This is a genomic window from Streptosporangium sp. NPDC050148, from assembly GCF_055586505.1.
In genome coordinates this window covers 114,417-134,994 of record NZ_JBVJIA010000007.1, presented here as the reverse complement: position 1 = coordinate 134,994, position 20,578 = coordinate 114,417, and the positions used below count along the sequence as shown (strand labels likewise).

General features: G+C 72.0%; 15 protein-coding genes and 1 tRNA gene. 7 read left to right on the top strand and 9 right to left on the bottom strand.

Translation table 11 applies throughout. The features are described from left to right. Positions 1-41: 41 nt before the first annotated feature. From ACZ6RT_RS09965 to ACZ6RT_RS09955, 3 genes are all read right to left on the bottom strand, one after another. Positions 42-548, bottom strand: a complete 507-nt coding sequence (locus ACZ6RT_RS09965) for an ATP-binding protein (RefSeq protein ID WP_470152880.1) — start codon at positions 546-548, stop codon at positions 42-44. A gap of 273 nt (positions 549-821) precedes the next feature. After that, the gene (locus tag ACZ6RT_RS09960) at positions 822-1,778 is read right to left on the bottom strand and encodes a TIGR03885 family FMN-dependent LLM class oxidoreductase (protein WP_399186265.1); all 957 of its coding nucleotides are present in this window, start codon (positions 1,776-1,778) and stop codon (positions 822-824) included. 199 nt (positions 1,779-1,977) lie between these two features. After that, positions 1,978-3,063, bottom strand: a complete 1,086-nt coding sequence (locus ACZ6RT_RS09955) for a hypothetical protein (protein ID WP_470152878.1) — start codon at positions 3,061-3,063, stop codon at positions 1,978-1,980. A 273-nt stretch (positions 3,064-3,336) separates the two neighbouring features. On the opposite strand from ACZ6RT_RS09955, the gene ACZ6RT_RS09950 reads away from it, so the two are divergent. Then, positions 3,337-4,320, top strand: coding sequence for an SCO6745 family protein (locus ACZ6RT_RS09950; protein ID WP_470152876.1), 984 nt, complete (start codon positions 3,337-3,339; stop codon positions 4,318-4,320). Positions 4,321-4,361: 41 nt separating this feature from the next. On the opposite strand, the gene ACZ6RT_RS09945 is transcribed toward ACZ6RT_RS09950, so the two are convergent. Next, complete coding sequence (locus tag ACZ6RT_RS09945; RefSeq protein ID WP_470152875.1) at positions 4,362-7,190, bottom strand: glycosyl hydrolase; 2,829 nt, start codon at positions 7,188-7,190, stop codon at positions 4,362-4,364. 840 nt (positions 7,191-8,030) lie between these two features. On the opposite strand from ACZ6RT_RS09945, the gene ACZ6RT_RS09940 reads away from it, so the two are divergent. Then, on the top strand, positions 8,031-9,290 hold the full coding sequence (locus ACZ6RT_RS09940; protein WP_470152873.1) for an Nramp family divalent metal transporter: 1,260 nt from the start codon (positions 8,031-8,033) through the stop codon (positions 9,288-9,290). Positions 9,291-9,406: 116 nt separating this feature from the next. Here the strand turns inward: ACZ6RT_RS09940 and ACZ6RT_RS09935 are convergent, their stop codons facing one another. From ACZ6RT_RS09935 to ACZ6RT_RS09925, 3 genes are read right to left on the bottom strand one after another with little or no spacing between them, the layout of a single operon-like run. Continuing rightward, positions 9,407-10,402, bottom strand: a complete 996-nt coding sequence (locus tag ACZ6RT_RS09935; RefSeq protein WP_470152871.1) for a hydroxyacid dehydrogenase — start codon at positions 10,400-10,402, stop codon at positions 9,407-9,409. Continuing rightward, positions 10,399-11,433 carry a LacI family DNA-binding transcriptional regulator gene (locus ACZ6RT_RS09930; protein WP_470152870.1) on the bottom strand — a complete coding sequence of 345 codons (1,035 nt, stop codon included), beginning with the start codon at positions 11,431-11,433 and terminating at the stop codon, positions 10,399-10,401. The genes ACZ6RT_RS09935 and ACZ6RT_RS09930 overlap by 4 nt, the downstream gene beginning before the upstream one ends. Further along, complete coding sequence (locus ACZ6RT_RS09925) at positions 11,430-13,337, bottom strand: DUF2264 domain-containing protein (protein WP_470152868.1); 1,908 nt, start codon at positions 13,335-13,337, stop codon at positions 11,430-11,432. The genes ACZ6RT_RS09930 and ACZ6RT_RS09925 overlap by 4 nt, the downstream gene beginning before the upstream one ends. 293 nt (positions 13,338-13,630) lie before the next feature. Between ACZ6RT_RS09925 and ACZ6RT_RS09920 the strand changes: the two genes are divergently transcribed. The 5 genes from ACZ6RT_RS09920 to ACZ6RT_RS09900 all read left to right on the top strand — a co-directional run bounded on the left by ACZ6RT_RS09920 (position 13,631) and on the right by ACZ6RT_RS09900 (position 19,529). Then, complete coding sequence (locus ACZ6RT_RS09920; protein ID WP_470152866.1) at positions 13,631-14,917, top strand: ABC transporter substrate-binding protein; 1,287 nt, start codon at positions 13,631-13,633, stop codon at positions 14,915-14,917. Beyond that, positions 14,914-15,954: a carbohydrate ABC transporter permease gene (locus ACZ6RT_RS09915; RefSeq protein ID WP_470152864.1), complete on the top strand. Its 1,041-nt coding sequence runs from the start codon at positions 14,914-14,916 to the stop codon at positions 15,952-15,954. Before ACZ6RT_RS09920 ends, ACZ6RT_RS09915 begins: the two co-directional genes overlap by 4 nt. 140 nt (positions 15,955-16,094) lie before the next feature. Continuing rightward, positions 16,095-16,916 carry a carbohydrate ABC transporter permease gene (locus ACZ6RT_RS09910; RefSeq protein WP_470152862.1) on the top strand — a complete coding sequence of 274 codons (822 nt, stop codon included), beginning with the start codon at positions 16,095-16,097 and terminating at the stop codon, positions 16,914-16,916. A gap of 24 nt (positions 16,917-16,940) precedes the next feature. After that, positions 16,941-18,476, top strand: coding sequence for an RICIN domain-containing protein (locus ACZ6RT_RS09905; protein ID WP_470152861.1), 1,536 nt, complete (start codon positions 16,941-16,943; stop codon positions 18,474-18,476). 177 nt (positions 18,477-18,653) lie between these two features. Continuing rightward, entirely contained in the window at positions 18,654-19,529 is an 876-nt protein-coding gene (locus ACZ6RT_RS09900) for a hypothetical protein (RefSeq protein WP_470152860.1), read from the top strand. A gap of 83 nt (positions 19,530-19,612) precedes the next feature. Here ACZ6RT_RS09900 and ACZ6RT_RS09895 read toward each other — a convergent pair. Both ACZ6RT_RS09895 and ACZ6RT_RS09890 read right to left on the bottom strand, forming a co-directional pair. Next, positions 19,613-19,689, bottom strand: a tRNA-Lys gene (locus tag ACZ6RT_RS09895). Positions 19,690-19,961: 272 nt separating this feature from the next. Beyond that, a complete protein-coding gene (locus tag ACZ6RT_RS09890; RefSeq protein ID WP_470152859.1) occupies positions 19,962-20,546 on the bottom strand; it encodes a hypothetical protein in 585 nt (194 codons plus the stop codon). Positions 20,547-20,578 lie beyond the last annotated feature (32 nt).

Here is a 20,578-nt window from a genome sequence, read left to right as displayed (position 1 = left end):
GGTCGTACGCGACTCGTACGCGGCCTATGCGGACGCCGCCGTCACCTGAGCTGCAGGACGGGCGCGATGGCCGGGCGGGAGGGGGCGGGCGCGATGGCCGGGAGAGGAGGGAGGGGGTCGGTGGGCGCGGGGAGGCCCATCACGAACCAGACGATCTTCCCCCCGGACGGGAGATGGGTCACGCCCCAGTCGTCGGTGAGGGACTCGACGATCTGCAGGCCCCGGCCGCCGGTGGCGTCCATGTCGCGGTCGCACACCCGGGGGGTCCCCTCCCCGTGGTCGAAGAGCTCGCCCTGGACGAGGTCCTCGTTGCCGCGGATCCGCAGCGCGCACGCGGCCCCGCCGTGCTCGACGGCGTTGGTGACCAGCTCGCTGACGACCAGCAGGCAGTCGTCGAGAAGCTCGTCCGCGCCCCACAGGCGAAGCTCCCGGCGGACCATGGAGCGGGCGTCGCGCACGCTCAGGGGTGTGGCGGGCAGCAGGCACTCGGCCGTGTACTCGGGGGCGGCTTCGAGGGACGCCGCGGATGAGTCGTGGTGGAGAGACACTGCGCCTCCTTCAGATGGGAGCGCTCCCACACCAAATGTAGAACATCCGCCTACCAGTTGGGAATTGATCCTCCCTAATTGTTTCCTCCATATATCGTAAAAATGACGAAAAATCACTCCACCACGCCGTCGCCTCCAGGGTCACCGGCACCCTCGCGACCAGGCCCGTTCCCCCGGTGGAACGGGCCTTTCCACGGCCTCCGCAGGATGCGCCTCCCCCCGGGCGCGGGGGTGTTCTCGTCCGCGTCGCCCCGGGTCGCCTCGGGCCCGCTCTCAGCGGAGCTGGGGCAGGACCTTCGCGCCGAAGGCGTCGATGTAGGCGCTCTGCTCCTGGCCCACGTGGTGCAGGTAGATCTCCTCGAACCCCAGGTCGATGTACTCCTTGATCCGGGCGGCGTGCCAGCCCAGGTCGGAGGAGACGTTGACGGACTCGGCGACCTGGGCGGGCGAGACGTTCTCGGAGACCACGTCGAAGAGCTCGGCGGTCTCCAGGTCCCAGGGCACCGGCGGGGAGAAGACGTTGCTCCGCCACTGGTCGTGGGCGATGGCCAGGGCCTCGTCGTCGCTCTCGGCCCAGCTCACGTGGACCTGCAGGGCCACCTTGCCCCTGCCACCGGCGTCCCGGTAGGCGTCGACGACCTCGCGCAGCCGCTCGACGGGCGCGTTCACCGTGATCAGGCCGTCGGCCCACTCGGCGCACCAGCGGGCCGTCTCCGGGCTCACCGCCGCGCCGACCAGGTTCGGGGTGACCTCGGGGCGGGTCCACAGGCGGGCCCGGTCCACGGTCACCAGGCCCTGGTGGCTGACCTCCTCCCCCTCCAGCATCGCGCGGATGACGTCCACGCACTCGCGCAGCCGCTGCATGCGCAGTTCCTTGCGCGGCCAGTGATCACCGGTGATGTGCTCGTTGCTCGCCTCGCCGGAGCCCAGCGCGGCCCAGAAGCGGCCGGGGTACATGGCCCCGAGGGTGCCGATCGCCTGGGCGATGATCGCGGGGTGGTAGCGCTGTCCGGGGGCGTTGACCACCCCGAACGGCAGGTTCGTGGCCTGGAGCGCCGCTCCCAGCCAGGACCAGGCGAATCCCGACTGCCCCTGGCGCTTGCTCCACGGGGAGAAGTGGTCCGACGACATCGCCGCGTCGAAACCCGCCTGCTCGGCTCGCGTGACCGCCTTCAGCAGCTCCGCCGGGTGGATCTGCTCGTGTGAGGAGTGGAAACCAAAAGTCGTCATTGTCTCCGGCTACCCGTACCGGCGGGGTCCATTCGGGAACGCCCCGTCGGACACGTCACACCGGTGACCTGCCGGTCCGCGAGGCCCGCACCGTCCCGCAAGGGCCGGTGCGGGCCTCACGCCCGGTCTCCGGAAAACCCGGTCCCGGAACCCCGCCCCCGAAGGCTCGGCCCCGGAAGCCCGGTCCCGGAAGCCGATCTCAGAAGCGGGAGGTGTAGCTGACCATGGACGCCCGGTCGACGCGGGTCGTGGCGCTGTAGCAGGCGACGTTGCGGACGTAGGCCGAGCCTCCGGAGGTGGTCCACACGGTCTGCAGGTTGCAGTACTCGGGCCCGGGTCCGTACGCGGTGACCTGGACGTGGTCCTGCAGGGCGCCGACGATCGGGAAGGTCACCAGGCGCAGGCCGGGGCCCGCGCTCTGGATGATGTTCGCGGGCCCCCCGGAGTTGTAGTTGACCGAGGGGGGCACCGGAGCGTACGGGCCGGGGTTGGCCGGGACGTTGTCGAAGGTGTACCCGAACCTGCCCGGCGGGAGCGCGCCGCCGGTGATGGCGCGCTCACGCTGGTACGTGAGGGTCCACCCGGTGTTCAGCGGCGCGTTCGTGGCGTTGTGGCAGCGCACCTGGACCGCCTGCCCGTTGACGGACGGCGCCCAGGCGCCCACCTTGCACCGGGCGGGCTGGGCGGGGTTGACCGCGGTGACCTGGAGGTTGCCCGCGAAGCCGGACGAGCCCAGTCCGGGGAGCTGGACGGTCCAGACGCCCCCGCCGCCGGCGACGGTGTTGAGGCCCGCGGCCGAGTTGAACTGGCTCGTGATACCGGCGCCGTTGTAGTGCACGTAGCCGAACGCCTGCGGCGCGGGCAGCGTGCCGCTGCTCGTCTCGAAGACGATGCTGAACGGGGTGAAGACCGGGGCTCCCCCGTAGCGGTAGCACTGCACCGCCACCAGCACGTCGGGGCCCGCGGGGGTCCACTTCTGCGCCTGGCACCAGTGGGCGTTGTCCGACACCGCCGTGACGTGCACCACCCCGCCGGGGGAGGCGATCTGCGGGAACCTCACGTACGTCTGCCCGACGCCTCCGGGGGTGACGCTGACGTTGAACCCGGCCGGCCAGTTGCCGGCCTGGTGGGCCGGGTCGGGGACGCCGGAGGTGATGTTCACCAGGGCGAACCCCCACCGGTCGGGGACGGCCGCCTGCGCGCCGGTGGCCATGGCGGTGAGTCCCGTCATGAGCATCGCGAGTACGCAGAGGATCGTGAAGGTCACTTTTCGTAACCGGGGCATGCCGTTCTCCATCCGTGGGGGGCTGGACGCGGTCGGCGTCGGCGGGTGGGCTGCCGGGAGGCAGCGGACGTTCTGAGCTCTTGATAACCCGGCGGTCCCCCCTTGAGAAGGCCCAACCTCGTGCCGCGGGGACGGCGCGTATCCGCTGATCAGGTCAGCGTTCCGACCAGATGGGAGCGCTCACACGGGAGATCGTGCGAGCATCTCGCCGAGTACCGTATGAACGACGCACAGCCGGATTCCCCTGGATCCACGAGACGGGATGTGAGAACCGTGCCGCTACCCGATCCGAACGTTCCACGAGGCATGTGGGCGCTGCTGGAACCCCTGCACGCCGTCACGTACTTCACCGCCGAGGCGCGGGCCGCGGCCGACGCGGTCGGCATGCGCGGTTTCTGGATGGGGTACTTCGCGACCAGGGCGGCGCCGCTCGGACCGGTCGGGCCGCAGGTCGTCACGGCCGCCTTCCACGGCTTCCCGTCCGCCCACGTCGCCCGCGCCCTGCCGGACGCCTGGACGTTCGCGACCCCGGGGGACGTGCTGCGCGCCCGGCTCGACGGCGCGGGCAACGCGCTGCGGAACCTGCTGGGCGACGCGGCGATCGGATCGGACGGCCTGCGGGCCGCGGCGGAGCTCGCCTGGGAGGCCGCGGGCCTCGCCGACACCGCGGGCCGGGTCCTCGCCGGGGCGAACCAGGCGCTGCCCGCGCCCGACGAGCCGCACCTGGTGCTCTGGCAGGCGGCGTCCACGCTGCGCGAGCACCGCGGTGACGGGCACGTGGCCGCGCTGGTGGCCCACGGCGTCTCGCCGGTCGAGTCCCACCTGCTCAAGGTGGCGGCGGGCGAGACGGACCTGGCCGCGCTGCGGATCGCGCGGCGTTTCACGGACGAGGAGTGGGAGGCGGGCGCCGTCGCCCTGCGCGAGCGCGGGTGGGTGGACGCCTCCGGCGCCCTGACGCCCGAGGCCGTACGGGAGCGCGAGCGGATCGAGAACCTGACCGACGAGGCGGCGGCCGTGCCCTGGCGGGCCCTCGGCCTGGAGCGGACCGCCGAGCTGGCCCGGTTGCTCCGCCCGTTCACCCGGGCCGTGGTGGAGTCGGGGGTCCTGCCCCCGGCGAGCCCGGTCGGCCTGCCGTGGCCGTCGTTCGGCGACGCCCCTGAGGCGAACGGCGCGGGGCGGGACGGGAACCTCTCCGGCGACGGCAAGGGGGACGGCCGGGATCGGGGGCTCCCGGCCGTCCCGTCACAGGTCGGCTGAAGAAGGCGGGGGTGGCCGGTCGAGGACCGCCCACCCGGGGATCAGCCGAACGGCAGCCGTACCGTGGACCGGTTGCCGACGCCGAGGCTGGTGGTGCCGTTGCCGATGGCGTTCCAGACCTCGACCCTCACCCGGCCGTTCGACAGGTTGCCGAGCGTCCCGGAGGCCGAGCGCGGTCCCCCTGCGGCGGTGTAGTGCTCCCAGCCCGTCACCGGGTCGGTCGCGAAGTAGCCGTAGGTCTCCAGGCGGTCCCAGCTTCCGTCGCCGGTCAGGTCGTAGGAGACCCGCACCTGGGTGCCGTTGGCGATCGTGGTGCCCGCGTCCACGAACAGGTCGAACGCGGTGGAGCCGCCGTTGTGCGCGGCGGTGAGGCCGGTCGCCGTGAAGACCTGCGCGTTGGTCGGGTTGCCGTCGTGGTTGCCGTTCGCCGCGGCCAGCGTGACGCTGCCCGCCGCGCCGGCCGTGCCGGGCAGCGTCCCGCCGGACTGCAGGTAGCGCGTCGCCGCGAACGGGCCCGGCGTCGGGGTGGGAGTCGGGGTGGGGGTGGGGGTCGGCGTGGGATCGGGGCCCGTGCCGCCGCCGGTGGCGTTGCCGCCGCTCCAGGTGTGGGCGCCCGAGGTGGCCGTCTTCCCGGCCGGCACGTTGAGCACGGTGCCGTTGGAGAAGGTCACCCGCAGGGGGCTCGCGGTGATGTTGGAGGCGACGTAGGTGCGGGCGCCGTTCTTGCTGAACACCTTGGCCAGCGGGTGGTCGGCGGTGACGGAGGTGTCCACCGTGCCCAGGGCCGCGAGGTTGCGGATCCAGTGGAAGGTGTGCGCCCTGCTCTCCCCCTCCTCGGGGGTGTAGCCGCTGTTCGCCCGCAGGTTCGCCAGCGCCGCGTCGCCGTTGCCCAGGGCGAGGAACTCCCAGATGATGTCCTGCCACACCGTGGGCGGCCCGCCGTTGTTGCGGACCAGCTCGTTGTAGTTGGTGGTCACGTAGCCGGGGTTGTCGCCCATGTAGAAGTGCCCGCCGGTGACCGGGAGCATGTTGATGCCCTGGATCATCTCCGGCTCGGCGCTGAACCAGGTGGCGTAGGCGCCGCCGCTGCCCCAGACCATGCCGACCGTGCTGTGGCCGAAGGCGGCGGGGAAGTTCTGGTCGCGGGAGTCGAACCAGTACTCCTGGATCGCCGCGGCCTGGGTGGTGTAGATGAAGATGCCCGCGTCGCGGACGGCGGTGTTTCCGGTGGCCTGCCCCCACTGGATGAGGGCGTTGGCGAAGTTCATGCCCTCCGAGGACGACTCCTGGTTGTTGCCCGAGCCGAACCCGCCGTGCCCGGACGCCCAGTCGTGACCGGCGTAGATGTCGAAGTCACGCAGGTACGGGAAGCGGCTGTCGGACCGGTCGTAGTTGTTGGCGTCGCGGATCAGCAGGTCCACCATGCCGCCGTACTGGCCGGGCTTGGCCCAGTTGGGGTCGAACTTGGCGAGCGTGGCGGCGGCGGCGATGTAGTAGCCGTAGTGGAAGTGGTGGTCGTTGAGCTCCAGGTCGGAGCCGTAGGAGGCCGGGTAGCCCAGCAGCGTCCCCCAGGAGGGGTTGTAGTAGAAGACCCGGGTGGTCTTGCCGGGCGAGGCGGTGAACCAGTCGTTGAGGCGGCCGCGGATGGCGTTCAGCGCCGCGTCGCGCACCGACGTCAGGTTGAGCTGGTCGGCGATCTCCGCGATGCGCGCGGCCCGGCCCAGGCCCTTGCCGGTCCAGTAGGTGTCGTCGCCGCGGATGTCCATCGGGTTGCCGAGTTCGGCGTTGAGCTGGTTGGTGATCGTGGTGAGGTCGGCGCCGGAGCTGTCCGCCACCGCCGGGACCTCGGGCAGCACGCCGGTGTACCTCATCGACGTCCTGAACTGCGTACCGGTGACGATCTTCATCTGGCCGCGCGCGGAGACGTACGTCTGCGCCAGCGGCGTCGAGCCGGTCAGGTGGTTCCACTGGTGCGGGTAGAGCGCGATGACCGTGCCGCTCTGGCTCCCCTGCCTGGCCGTGGTGGTGAAGGCGTAGGTGGTCTCCAGCCTGCTCGCGCCCTGGTCGTAGGAGTACGAGACGCGGGTGCCGGTGACGTGGGCGTGCGCGTACTGGCCGTAGGTGTTCGCCAGCGCGGCGCGGTCGCCGCCCGCGGGCAGCACCGCCACCGAGAAGAAGCCCCTGCCCGCCAGCGAGGAGCTGATCGTCGTGCCGCTCACCGACCAGGTGGCGCCGGTCGGGGCGTAGGCGACGTAGTCGCGCCCGCCCGCGGTGAACCCGATGGTCGCGCCGTTGTTCGACCACACCGACGGGACGCCCGCCGTGGTGATCTGCGCGTCACCCCCGGTGACCTGGTAGTACGAGAACGGCAGGCCGTGGCCGATGGTGGCCTTCATGGTCCGGCCGTTGCCGCTCCAGTACGGGGTGACCGTCCAGTCGCTCCAGCCGTCGACCTTGACGTCCGGCGAGTTGAGGCCGGAGACGCCGACGCGGATGTTCTCCGTGTAGGGGTAGTGGTACTCCCCCACCCCGGTCGCGGTGCCGCTGATCGCCGGGGTCGTGGTGTAGGACAGGCCCAGGCCGTTGGCGAAGGTGTCGTAGGAGAGTGGGTGGGCGTGCAGCGGCTCGCCGTACGCGCAGTCGGTCTTCTTGAACAGGAGCGACGACCACCAGTCGTTGGTGGGCACGGCCCCGGAGGGGGCGTTGGACGTCACCCACTGGCGGGGGTTGGTGGACACGGAGCCGCAGCCGGTCGGCAGTGAGCGTCCGGCCGGGAGGGTGTCGGCGTAGCTGCCGGCGCCGACCGTGGCGGCCTCGGCGGAGCGGGCGGAGCCCAGGCCGAGCAGCCCGGCCACCATGGCGACGACCACACCGGCGGCGAGACGCCGGCGGCCGGTCCTGGAGCGAAGGGCGGATCGCCCTCCGCGAGGGTGCGTGCTGTCCGGACCGGCGGTCCGGATCGAGAGATCCATTGGGGGGTGCCTCCGGGAGAGGAGTGGCGGATCGAGAGCGGACCGATTTGAGAGAGCGCTCTCTGACCGAAAAGTAACGGCCAGCGTGACGGCAGTCAATGTTTCGCATTGGTAACGAATAGGTAAAGCGCGGAAGTGCAGGCGGGAGACTGGAAACTACAGAAAATAGGGCGTTCTACCGCAACGCACATCGCTTCCGGCACACCCGTCCCGGCCTCGACCGCTGGCCAAGACACCCGTACGGAACCTATCCTGGAGTGAGAGCGCTCTCATAACCGGCCGGTTCCCACCGTCGGCCGGTCATCGCCGACGCCCTTTTCCGGCCCGCCCGCGCCCCCCGCACGGCCCGCGCCCGGCCCCTCGCCCACGTGCCCGGGCCCGTTTCCGGCTCATCGTGGGAGCCGTTTCCGGCTCACCCCCGGAGCCCGCCCCCGTCGGACGCGACACGCCCGCCCGCCCGGAACGCCGGTGACCCCGCGACCCCGCTCCGTGACGGATCGTCACAGATGATAATCAAAAAGTTAGCGTTACATAACGTGCCCATCCAGTTACGGGACCATCCCGGCGCAGTACAACAAGAGGTGAGCCACCACCGTGGCGCCGGTTCCGGAGCCGGTTCTCCCCGCGGGAGAGGGGCGTGGTCCCCGATCCACCACCGAAGCCCGTGTCGTTCTCGTCTCTCGACCTCCGAAGGTAGGTGCCGTGGATTCCGTTCCACACGCTTCGAGCCCGGAGCCCGTGATCTCGGGTGAGGCCCCCCGGCCGGGCAGGCTCCCCGGCCGGCCACTGGGCCGGATGCGGCAGCGGATGGTCGGGCTGATGGGGCCCGCGTTCGTGGCCGCCGTCGCGTACGTCGACCCGGGGAACTTCGCGACCAACGTGGAGAGCGGCGCCCGGTTCGGCTTCCTGCTGCTCTGGGTGGTGCTGAGCGCGAACGTCGTCGCGATGCTGCTGCAGTACCTCTCGGCCAAGCTCGGCATCGCCACCGGGCGCAACCTGCCGGAACTGTGCCGCGACCACTACCGGCGCCCGGTGGTCTGGGGGCTGTGGTTCCAGGCCGAGATCGTCGTGATCATGACGGACCTCGCCGAGTTCATCGGCGGCGCGGTCGCCCTCAACCTGCTCTTCGGCATGCCCATGCTCCAGGGCGGCGTGCTGATCGCGGTCGCCTCCTTCATCGTCCTGGCCATCCGCACGGCCCGTCAGCGGAGGTTCGAGGCGGCCATCACCGCGCTCCTCGCCGTGGTCGTGGGGGCCTTCCTCTACCAGCTGCTCAACGCCCAGGTCCCCTACGGCGAGATGGCCAGGGGGCTGGTCCCGGGGTTCGACGGTTCGGCCAGCGTGCTGCTCGCGGCCGGCATCATCGGCGCCACCGTGATGCCGCACGCGGTCTACCTGCACTCGGCCCTCACCCAGGAGCGCTTCACCGGCGACCAGGAGCCGCGCCGCGAGGTGCTGATCCGCGCCCAGCGGATCGACGTGGTCCTGGCGATGGGCGTGGCCGGGCTGGTCAACATGGCGATGCTGGTCTCGGCGGCGTCGCTGCTGCGGGGCACCGGCGCCGAACCGACCCTGCACGGGGCCTACGCGCAGTTCTCCGAGGGGTCGGGCCCGCTCACCGCGACGCTGTTCGCCGTCGCCCTGCTGGCCTCGGGACTGGCCTCCTCCAGCGTCGGCGTGTACGCGGGCCAGGTCGTCATGCAGGGCTTCCTGCGGCGCCGGATCCCGATCTCGCTGCGCCGGCTGATCGCGGTGGTCCCGGCCCTGGCGGTGCTGGCGTTCGGCGTGGACCCCACCCACGCCCTGGTGCTGAGCCAGGTGGTGCTCTCGTTCGGCATCCCGTTCGCGCTCGTCCCACTGCTGCTGCTCACCCGCCGCCCCGACGTGATGGGCGCCTGGGTGAACCGGCGGGCGACCACGGTGGCCGCCGCCTGCGCCACCACCGTCATCGTCGTCCTCAACCTCGTGCTGATCGCCCTCGTCGTCCCCACCCTGTGAGCCGTCGTCCCCGCCGCCCGCGTGCCGCCCGCGTGTCCCCGCGTGTCCCCGCGCGGACGGCACGACGTGGGGACGCGCGGGTGGGCGTCACGGAGCCGGGGACGCCGGGGCGGCGCTCAGGCGATCCGGCCCAGGTCCGCCGGACGGACGGCGCCGCGCAGCGGGACACCGGCCGCCAGCCGCTCGACCTCGGCGACCGCGAACTCGCCCAGGCGGCGCAGTTCCCTGCCCCTGGCCCCGCTCAGGTGCGGGGTGACCAGGACGTTCGGCAGGCCGAGCAGCGCGTGCCCGGGAGGCAACGGCTCGGGGTCGGTCACGTCGAGGACCGCGCCGATGCGGCCCCCGGCGCAGTGCCGCACCAGGGCCCCGGTGTCGACGATGGAGCCGCGGGCGGTGTTGACCAGTACCGCGCCGTCGCGGAGCAGCGCCAGGCGCCGCTCGTCCAGCAGCCCGCGGGTCTCCGGCAGGGCCGGCGCGTGCACGGTCACCAGGTCGGCCCGGCCGCAGAGCTCGTCGAGCGTCACCGCCTCGGCCCCCAGGGCGGTCGCCTCGGCCGGGCCGACGTAGGGGTCGCTGAGCAGGATGCGCGCGCCGTGACCGCGCAGCCGCTCCATCACCAGCCGCCCCACCCGGGAGGCGCCGATGACGCCGACGACCGCCCCGTTCAGGCCGCCGCCCTCGCCCGGCGTCGCCACGCCGGGCAGCGCGTCGCCCGACCAGCCGTCCGCCGAGTACGCCCGCGCCTTGACGAACACCTGCTTGGCGGCCAGCACCAGCATCGCCAGGGTGAACTCGGCCACCGGCAGCGCGTTGGCCTCGGCCGCCGAGGAGACCGTGACGCCCCGCTCGAACACCGCGGGGGTCACGTGCCCCTTGACGCTCCCGGCCGCGTGCACGATCGCGCGCAACCGGGGGGCGCGCTCCAGCACGTCCTCGCCGATCGGCGGGCAGCCCCAGCCGGTGATCAGGATCTCCACGTCGGGCGGCGGGTCGAAGGAGGAGAGCACCCCCTCGCGCACCCGCGCCACCCGTGACAGCCGGAGCAGCAGGTCGGCGGGGAAGAGTTCGGGCAGCAGGCCGGGCTGCATGGCGAACGCCGCGGACGGGGTCATCGGACGGTGAGGGGTCGGACGGAGTCGCGGACCACGATGTGGGTGCCGAGGACCGTCGGGCCGGTGACGTCTCGGCCCAGCGCCAGCCGTACCGCGGTCCTGCCGAGCTCGTCGTGCGGCAGGTGCACGGTGGTCAGGCCGAGGTCGACCGCGGGCGGCACGTCGTCGTAGCCGACGATCGACATGTCGTCGGGCACCCGCAACCCGTGCTCGCGCAGCGCCTGGATCGCTCCCGCGGCCACCAGGTCGTTGCACGCGAAGATCGCGGTGAAGTCGGGCGGCCCCAGCGACAGCCGCGCGGTCAGCGCGGCGTACCCGGCCTCCCGGGAGAACTCCCCCTCGACCTCCAGCGCGGGGTCGGCGGGGACCCCGTGGGCGGCCAGCGCGTCGCGGTAGCCCGCGACCCTGCTGTCGGAGGTGGAGTGTCCGGGACGCAGCCCCAGGTAGAGGATCCTGCGGTGACCGGCCGAGAGCAGGTGGGCGGTCACCGCGCGGGCGCCGCCGGCGTTGTCGAACCCGACGACCAGGGCCGGCCCGCCCTCCTCCAGCGGCGGGCGCCCGCACAGCACCAGGCGCGAGCCCGCCGCGGCCAGCGAGCGCGCGTACTCGGTCATCCGCTTGCGGTACTCCTCGTCCACCACGACGCTGCCCACCAGGATGACGGCCTCGGCCCGCTGCTCGCGCAGCAGCTGCACGATCGACAGCTCCCGGCCGGGGTCGCCGCCGGTGGTGCAGATCAGCGAGAGCCTGCCCTCGCGCGCCGCCTGCTCCTCCACCCCCTGGGCGATGTAGGCGTAGTACGGCACCGACACGGTGTTGACCACGATGGCGACGGCCCCGGGCCGGGCCGCGGACAGCGCCCTGGCGTGCGCGTTGGGCACGTAGTCCAGCTCGCGGACCGCCCGCATCACCCGGTTGCGGGTGGCGGCCAGCACCGGGTAGTCACCGGCGAGGACGCGGGAGACCGTGGCCACCGAGACGCCGGCGCGACCGGCCACGTCCCTGATGGTGACGCGCTTCACCGTGCTCACTCCGCCTCCCAGGTGACGACGTCTCCGTCCGGGCCGCGCCGGCGGTAGCGGGGCCGGTCGCCGAGCCCGACCTCCACCAGCTCCCCGCCGGGCAGGGCGATCTCCAGGGCGTCCCCGCGTACCCGCAGGTCCAGCGTAGTGGCCTCGCCGTCGTGCGCGGCCGTGGCGTCGTGCGGGACCGGGGCGCCGAGGGTCACCAGGGAGGCGAACAGCGCGGTGCCGCCGGGGTGGACCGCCTCCAGGTACGGCGTGCACGCGTCCGGTCCGAAGGCGGTGCCGGCGGGCGAGCGGGACACGCCCCGGCGCCGCCAGCCGTGCAGGGGGACGATCGAGCTCTCCGGCCCGCCGGGGGGCACGGCGTGTCCCCCGTCCCGGACGACGTGGCCTGCCGGCGCGGTGACCCGGTGCACCCTGATCTCGGAGGGGCCGTGCACGACCGAGGCGGTCTCCACGGTGACGGGACCACCGGGCAGCGTGTCGTCGGTGTACCGCGAGGCGGCGAAGCGGTCGGCCACCCCGATCCGCTCGATGCGCCGGCGCCGGCTCGCGGCGCCGTCCGGTGCGACGACGGCCAGGTGGTTGTCGACGACCACGGCGCGGCCGTCCTCGTCGGCGCCTCCGGTGCCGCCGTCCCCGGTGCCGCCGTCCCCGGTGGTGGCGGGTGCGGCATGGGTGGGCCCGGCGTGCGTGGAGTAGGCGAGCCTGGCGTAGTGCGGGTCGTCGACGGCCCGCGCCGGTGCGGGCGCGTTGTGGTCGCTGCCGTGGTTGAGCAGCCGGACGATCCCGTCGCGCCGGGTGGAGTGCAGCAGCCAGCCGGGCGCGGGCAGCGCCACCACCCGGTCGGCCGTCTCCACCGGGGCGGGCTCCTCGGTCGCCGTCCAGGCCGGATGGCTCGCGGGCAGCAGCAGGCCGATGAAGCCCTTGCTCGCCCAGTACGGCGAGCCGGGACCGGAGTAGGGCTGGGTGACCGGCAGGAACGGACCGTGCCAGCCCAGGCTGAGCAGGCCGTCGTCGCCCACGGCGCCGCGGTCCAGGAAGTGCCGCAGGGTGCCGCCGGCCAGCCGCCGGGTGGTGCCCGGGGAGAGCGGGGTGGCGTCGAAGAGCTCGCCGAGCCACAGCGGCGCCGCCGCCGCGAACCGGTAGGTCAGCGAGCGGCCCTGGTGCACCGGGGCGCCGTCGGCGGCGAAGAAGTGCGCGTACCCCTCCAGGAAGAGCCGGAGCCGGTCGCGGTAGACGTCCGGGGAAGCGCCCGACATGCGCGTCCACCAGAGCGTGTACAGGTGCATGGCCCAGCCGCAGTAGTAGTCGTAGTTCTGGCCGTCGCCGTCGGTGTACCACCCGTCGCCGACGTACCAGCTCTCGACCTGTTCCAGCGCCTCGGCGATCTCCACGGGCTCGTGCGGGGCGCCGACGTTGGCCAGGAACTGCTGGATGACCACCTTGAACAGCACCCAGTTGCACGGCCAGGTCCGAGTGCCGACGATGCCGCCCAGCCAGGCGGCCAGCCGCTCGCGGACGTCCGGGGCGAGGGTGTCGTACAGGCCGCTCTCGTGCAGCGCCAGGGCGATCGACGCGGCTTCGACGATCTGCTGGGAGTTGTCGGTCAGCTCCGGCCAGGCGTACGGGCAGGACGGGTCGGTGCCGCTCGCCAGCCCCTCGGCGTAGCGCTCCAGCACGGCGGCGTCGCCCCGGAACGCGGCGAGCAGGAAGGTGCGGGCGAACCCCTCCAGGCCGTCCGAGTCCGGGCCGGCCCAGCTCTGCCTGCCGGGCAGCCGGATCTGCGCGAACCCGGGCACCGCGTACGGCACGACGGCCTCCAGCAGGCCGTCGGCCGCGGCGAGCCAGTGCTCGCGGGTGTAGCCGGTGTACGGGGAGAGGATCCGGTCGTCGGGCGGCAGTCTCATGACACTCCCGGGAAGGTAACCGGTTACTAGGCGGTGCCCCGACGCTAGAAGATCCCTCGTGGGGGCGTCAAGGGACTCCCGGGGCCTTTGTAACGAAAAGTTAACAGTCGGCGAATGCGTTCTGACAGAGATCCAGGTCAGCACCTGACAACCGGGTACAGGGCTTTGTGCGGTGTTCATCCGAACCTTGACGGCACCCGATTCCCGCGTCTAGCGTCCGCCTCATGACGTCGAAGTAACCGGTTACCTGACATCGGCACCGTTCCGTCCCCCCACGCGAGAGGTGACACCCGATGGACAGCCCTCCCACCCGCCGCGGATTCCTGAAGGGGTCCGTGCTCTTCGTCGCCGGCGCCGCCGTCTCCGCCTGTTCCGGCGGCGACCCCATGGCCAAGGCGAGAGGCGCCTCCCCCGCGGGCGCCCCCAAGATCACGTTGAACCACTGGTACCACGAGTACGGTGAGGCGGGCACCCAGCAGGCGGCCATGCGCTACGCCGCCGACTTCACCAAGGCCAACCCGGACATCGCCGTCAAGGTGTCCTGGATCCCCGGCGACTACGCGACCAAGTGGACGGCCGCGGTGCTCACGCCGGGCGGCCCGGACGTCTACGAGGTCAACGACGTCAGCCCGAACATGGTCAAGGCGAACCAGGTCGCCCCGCTCGACGACGTCCTCGGCGCCGAGAAGGCCGACTTCAACCCCACGGTGCTGGAGCCGTACACCTGGGGCGGCAAGGTCTACGCCGTTCCCATGGTCGTCGACCTGATGCTGCTCTTCTACCGTCCGTCCCTGTTCCAGAAGGCCGGGTTGCCCGTCCCGAACACCTTCGACGAGCTGGCCGGGGCGGCGAAGAAGCTCACCGCGGGCAAGCAGAAGGGCCTGTTCGCCGGGAACGACGGGATCGGCCCGCTGGCCACGGTCGTCCCGTGGTCCAACGGCAACCCGCTGGTCCGGGACCGGAAGATCGTCTATGACGACCCGGCGGTGGTCGAGGTGCTGACCGCGCTGAAGGGTCTCTACGACGCCAAGGCCACCCTGCAGGGCTACTCCACCGACTGGTGGGACCCGGGCGCGCTCGTCACCGGCGCCGCCGCCATGCAGTGGGGCGGCCTGTGGGCCGTGCCCGGCATGACCGAGGCGCTCGGCGACGACGTCGGCGCCTTCCCGCTGCCCGCGTTCAAGGCCGGCGGCAAGCCGGTGGTCAACATGGGCGGCTGGGTGCAGGTCGTCAACGGCAAGAGCGCCAACCTGGAGGCCGCCAAGCGCTACGTCCGCTGGCTGTGGGTGGAGAACACGGCCGCGCAGACCGACTGGAACCTCGCCTACGGCTTCCACCTCCCGCCGCGCACCAGCATCGCCGCCCAGGCCGACAAGCTGCGGACCGGGCTCGCCAAGACCGTGATGGACGCCACCGCCGCCAACGGCGTCAAGCAGCCCGCGCTGTGGACGCCCGAGGTGCGCCAGCCGTACACCGACGCGGTCACCGCGATCGTCAAGAAGGACGCCGACCCGGCCAGGACGCTCGCCGAGGCGGCCGAACGCTCCCAGGACATCCTCGACCGGATGCCCGCGCTGTGAGCCCGGCCTCCGCGACCGGGACGCCCTCCGGCGGGGCGGTCACCGGGCCCGCGCCGCGGCGGCCGTGGCGGGCGGGGCGGGCGGGGCCGGACGGACGGACGGCGGGCCGGGCGGCGGGGGCGCGGCGCTGGCCCGCCTGGCGCGCGTTCCTCCTCCTCACGCTGCCGATGGTGGCCGGGCTGTTCGTGTTCAAGTACGTGGCCATCGGCTGGGGGCTGCTGCTCAGCTTCAACGAGGCGCGCGGCACGATCAGCCTGGGCGCCTGGAACGGCCTGGAGAACTACCGGCGCCTGCTGGCCGATCCCGCGTTCACCAGGTCCCTGGTCACGATCGTGGTGTTCACGCTGCTCATCGTGCCGGTGACGTTCGCGTTCGCGCTGGGCCTGGCCGTGCTGGTGAACCGCCTGCGCGGGGGGCGGGCGTTCTTCCGGACGACCTTCTTCATCCCGGCGGCCGTCTCGTACGTGGTCGGCGCCCTGGTGTGGAAGATGAGCCTGTTCAGCGGCACGCCCTCGGGGGTGGCCAACAGCCTGGCCTACCTGCTGGGGTACGAGGAGTCGATCGGCTGGGTGGCCACCGTGGACCCGCCGCTGTACTGGATCGTGCTGGTCACCGTGCGGCTCTGGCTGCAGACCGGCTTCTACATGATCCTCTTCCTGGCCGGGATCCAGCAGATCCCCGCCCAGCTGTACGAGGCCGCGCGGGTCGACGGGGCCGAGTCGGGGTGGCGGCTGTTCCGCCACATCACCTGGCCCATGCTGCGCAACACCTCGGTCGCGGTCACCCTGCTGCTGATCATCAACGCCTTCCAGGCGTTCGACGAGTTCTACAACATCCTCGCCTCCAACCTGTCGGGGCTGGGCGGCGCGGATGGCAGGACCCCGCTGATCTACCTGTTCCAGACCGCGCTCGGCGAGCAGAACTACGGCGCGGGCTCGGCCGGCGCGTTCGTCGTCACCCTGCTCATCGTGGCCTTCACCCTGCTGCAGGGCCGCTTCGCCGGCTTCGGCAGGACGGCCGAGGAGGAGGCCCGATGACGTCCACGACCCCGGCGGGCCCGGCAGGCCCGGCCAGCGCGGCAGGCCCGACGAGCGCAGCGGGCCCGGCGAGGCCCGCGAACAACGCGAGACCCGCGCGCGAGACGGGCACGGCGAGCACGGCGAGGCCCACGAGGCCGGTGAGAAGGCGCAACCTGGGCACCTACCTGGCGGCCGTGGTGCTCGCGGTGCCGTTCCTGCTCCCGTTCTACCTGCTGGTCCGCAACGCGCTGATGAGCAGGCGGGAACTCGGCTCGCTGGACTGGCACTGGTGGCCCGAGACGGTCAGCCTGCAGGGGTTCGCCGACGCCTTCGGCAACGAGGCCGTGCCGCTCGTCCACGCGCTGTGGAACTCCACGCTGATCTCCGCGATCTCCGCCCCGGTCGCGACGCTGCTGGCCTCCATGGCCGGGTACGGCCTGGCCAGGATCCCGGTTCCCGCCTCCCGGCCGGTGTTCTTCTTCATCATCGCCACGATGATGGTGCCGGGCGCCGCGACGTTCATCCCCACGTTCGTCGTGGTGGGCTCGATGGGCGGGGTGAACACACTGTGGGGGCTCATCGTGCCCGGCCTGTTCAGCGCGTTCGCGGTGCTGCTGTTCCGCGGGTTCTACCTGCGCTTCCCGCGCGAACTGGAGGATGCGGGCCGGGTGGACGGCCTGGGCCACCTGGGCCTGTACCTGCGGCTGGCGCTGCCCAACTCGGGCGCGCTGTTCGCCTCGCTCGGCATCCTGTCCTTCATCGAGCACTGGAACGCCTTCCTGTGGCCGCTGGTCATCGGCCAGGACCCGGCGTACTGGACCGTGCAGGTGGCGCTCTCCACCAACCTCAACCAGCAGGCGGTCAACCTGCCGGCGCTCTTCGCCGGGGCGCTGGTGGCCATCCTGCCCCTGGTCGCCCTGTTCCTCGTCGCCCAGCGCTACATCGTCAGGGGCGTCCTGCTCAGCGGCATCAAAGGCTGAACCCCCTTCGAGAGGAGTCCTCTCATGTCCCGTCCCCGCCTCCTGCCCCTGCTGTCCGTGCTGTCCGTGCTCTGCCTCGTCCTGGCCGGCGCGCCGATCGGCGCCGCGCCCGCCCAGGCCGCGACCGTCCGAACCGCGCCCGCCCAGACCGCGGCCGTTCAGGACGCATCGCTTCAGGCCGCGACCGTGCCGGCCGTGACCGCGTCCGTCCGGGCCGCGCCGGTCACGGTGCCGGTCGGCGCGCCGTTCACCGACACCTCCGGCAACGCGCTGCACGCCCACGGCGGCGGCGTGCTCAAGGTCGGCTCGTACTACTACTGGTTCGGGGAGAACCGCAACGCCAACGGCACGTTCCGCTACGTCTCGGCCTACCGGTCGGCCGACCTGCGGAACTGGGAGTTCCGCAACCACGTGCTGACCCAGTCCAGCGCGGCCGAGCTGCAGGTCGCCAACATCGAGCGGCCGAAGGTCGTCTTCAATGCGAGCACCGGCCAGTACGTCATGTGGATGCACAAGGAGAACGGCAGCGACTACGGCGAGGCGCGGGCGGCCGTGGCGGTCTCCTCCACGGTGGACGGGAACTACACCTACCTGCGCAGCTTCCGGCCGCTCGGGCACATGTCCCGGGACATCACGACATTCGTGGACACCGACGGCACCGGCTACATGATCTCGGCCGCCGACGAGAACTACGACCTGCACGTCTACCGGCTGACCGCGAACTACACCGACGTCGGGGCCCTGGTGCGCGTCTGGGACGGCGACCACCGGGAGGCACCGGCCCTGTTCAAGCGGAACGGCGTCTACTTCATGCTGACCTCCGGCGCGACCGGCTGGAGCCCCAACCAGGCCAAGTACGCCACCGCGACCAGCATCACCGGCACCTGGAGCGCCTGGCAGAACGTGGGCGACGGCCTCACCCACGGCTCCCAACCGGCCTACGTCCTACCGGTCCAGGGCAGCCAGGGCACCTCGTACCTCTACCTGGGCGACCGGTGGGCCGGGGCCTGGGGCGGGCCGGTCAACGACTCCCGGTACGTGTGGCTCCCGGTGCAGTTCTCCGGCAACACCACGATGAGCCTGTCCAACGCCCGGCAGCTGACCATCGACGCGGCGGCCGGCACGATCACCCCGGTCGGATCGGGCTACGACCGGCTCACCGTACGCCACTCCGGCAAGTGCGCCGACGTCAAGGACCAGTCCACCGCCAACAACGCCGCCGTGATCCAGTACACCTGCGGCGGAGGCACCAACCAGCAGTGGCGCATCCAGACGATCGGCGGCGGCCACGTCCAGATCATCGCCCGCCACTCGGGCAGGTGCCTGGACGTCAGCGACGTGAGCACCGCCGACGGCGCCGCGATCCACCAGTACGGCTGCGGCACTGGCACCAACCAGCAGTTCACCCTGGCCGACGCCGGGAGCGGTTACCTGCGGCTGGTCGCCCGCCACTCGGGCAAGTGCGTGGACCTGCCGAGCGGTTCCCAGGACAACATCCAGTTCAAGCAGTATCCCTGCGGCACCGGCACCCACCAGCAGTTCACCCGCACCGCGCTCTGACCCCGCGGCGGGCGATCCGTCCCGTCTCGCGTACCGGGTCCGGCGGTACGCGAGACGGGACTTACTAACGCACTTCACCGCTCAAGACAAGAAAATGTCCAAATGCGGACAGGAGGACAACCGAACACCTTCGCGACTCGTCTCCCCCTTGTCCGACGTGTCGCCACAGGAGTCGCCGTGCGAGCCCCCTCAGTCCTGTCCGTCCTTCTCCTGGCCTGTGGTCCGGCCCTGCTCCCGGCCTCGACCCGGGCAGCCGTCCCCGAGACGCCGCGAAGCCGGGTGGCCGTCGCGCACACGATCACCGACATCGTGGAGTACACCTGCACGACCGACGGTGAGTCCCAGCCGCAGAGCATCAAGGTCCAGGTCGAGCTGACGGTGCCGACCGGTGCCGCGGCGGGCACGCAGACGACCATCGGCTGGCGCGGGACCTACGCGGGCGGCACCGGGCTGAGGGCGCCCGCCACGGGACTGGCGACCGGCGCCTCGCTGTACGCGTACGCGTCCATCAGCGGGATGCCCGGGCTGACCTCCGCCACCGGGACGGGCACGCTCGGCCAGGTCGGCGCGAGCCAGGTCATCCCGCTGCCCACGGCCACGGTGGACCTGAAGACCACCGCCCCCACCTCCGGGACGGCCACGGTGAAGCCGGCCGCCCTGAACTTCGGGACCGCGGCCAACGCTCCGGTGATCGAGTGCGACGTGGTCAACGCCGACCTCCTGACCGCCCGGGACCTCGTGGTCGGCGGGACGAACGGCACGGGGACGGACACGGGCACCGACACCGGGACCGACACGGGCACCGACATGGGAACGGACACCGACACGGGCACCGACACCGGCACGGACACCGACACCGGCACGGACACCGAGGCCGACACCGAGGCGGACACGGGGAACGGCGAGGTGGAGGAGACGCCGGAGGGATCGGCGGCGACCGGGGGCGGCGGCGAGGCCGGGCCCGACGGCCGGCCCCTGGTACTGACCGGCTCCGTGCTCATCCTCACCGCCGTGGGCGGGCTCCTGCTGCGCCGCCGCCGCGTCCCGCGCTGACCCCGGCCGGCGCCCCGAGCCCGGAACGCCGAAAGGCCCGGGCCCGGCTCGATGATCATCGAACCGGGCCCGGGCCTTCGTGCTGGTGCGCCGCCAGGGACTCGAACCCCGGACCCGCTGATTAAGAGTCAGCTGCTCTAACCAACTGAGCTAGCGGCGCCCGACCTGGACAAGACTACCGGACCGGGCGTCATGGTCCGTACATGTGCCGACATGCCGCCATCACCCGGCCCGGCGGCCGCACGGTGGGGCGGGGTCCACCACCTGCGGATCGAGCCGCGACCCACCGGCCATCGCGTGGCCTCCGTGGGGCGTCTCGCATCGCACCCGTTCTGTAATCGCGAATATCCGGCGATATGGTCGCCTGAAATGCGTACGGCGCGCCCTGAACGGCTTTCGGCGCCCGGGAGAGCAGAACCCGCACCGCCCGCGTCATTCGGGGCAGAGTTCATATTCGTTCGGGTCCCGTGTCGAGAAACTCAATCCCCATGCGGCGTACAACGAGGTGGGGACGGGCGGCGCGCAGACCCGCGCGTCGTAATCACCCCGGAAGCGCCACTCACCACGGCCCTCACGCACCCAGAAGTGCAGCCCGTCCAGAAATGCGATCACATAGTAGGTGTCGGTCTTCCGGCTCTCGCCGAAGACCATGCCGTAGTAGATGCCATCCCTGGTGGCCACCTCCGCGGACTTCGCGGAGGGGCCTGCGGCGGCGCGGCTCGCGGCGGCCAGCTTGTCACGGGTGGCCTGGGTTATCGCGAGGGGCACCGCCCTGCCGGCAGGCAGGCGCTCGAGCTCCTCCTCGTACTCGTCGGTGTCCTCGTCCGGGGGTGCCACGGCCGGGGGTTCCTCGGAGGCCGCCGCCGTGTCCGTGCTCGGGACCAAGGCCGGTGGCGAGGAGCGGGACCGCGCGACCTCCGGCGACGGGCCGGCCCCGAACACCATCACCGTGGCCACGACCGCGAGCGCGAGCAGTATTCCCGTGAGCAGCACTACGCCTATCAACGACTTGTGCATTCCCAATGTGTAGCACCGATGGATTCACGCGC

Bases quoted from the DNA above. Each gene is read 5' to 3' on its own strand.
- ACZ6RT_RS09960 (WP_399186265.1), bottom strand. From the start codon at position 1,778: ATGACGACTTTTGGTTTCCACTCCTCACACGAGCAGATCCACCCGGCG.
- ACZ6RT_RS09955 (WP_470152878.1), bottom strand. From the start codon at position 3,063: ATGCCCCGGTTACGAAAAGTGACCTTCACGATCCTCTGCGTACTCGCG.
- ACZ6RT_RS09935 (WP_470152871.1), bottom strand. From the start codon at position 10,402: ATGACCCCGTCCGCGGCGTTCGCCATGCAGCCCGGCCTGCTGCCCGAA.
- ACZ6RT_RS09925 (WP_470152868.1), bottom strand. From the start codon at position 13,337: ATGAGACTGCCGCCCGACGACCGGATCCTCTCCCCGTACACCGGCTAC.
- ACZ6RT_RS09920 (WP_470152866.1), top strand. From the start codon at position 13,631: ATGGACAGCCCTCCCACCCGCCGCGGATTCCTGAAGGGGTCCGTGCTC.
- ACZ6RT_RS09905 (WP_470152861.1), top strand. From the start codon at position 16,941: ATGTCCCGTCCCCGCCTCCTGCCCCTGCTGTCCGTGCTGTCCGTGCTC.
- ACZ6RT_RS09890 (WP_470152859.1), bottom strand. From the start codon at position 20,546: ATGCACAAGTCGTTGATAGGCGTAGTGCTGCTCACGGGAATACTGCTC.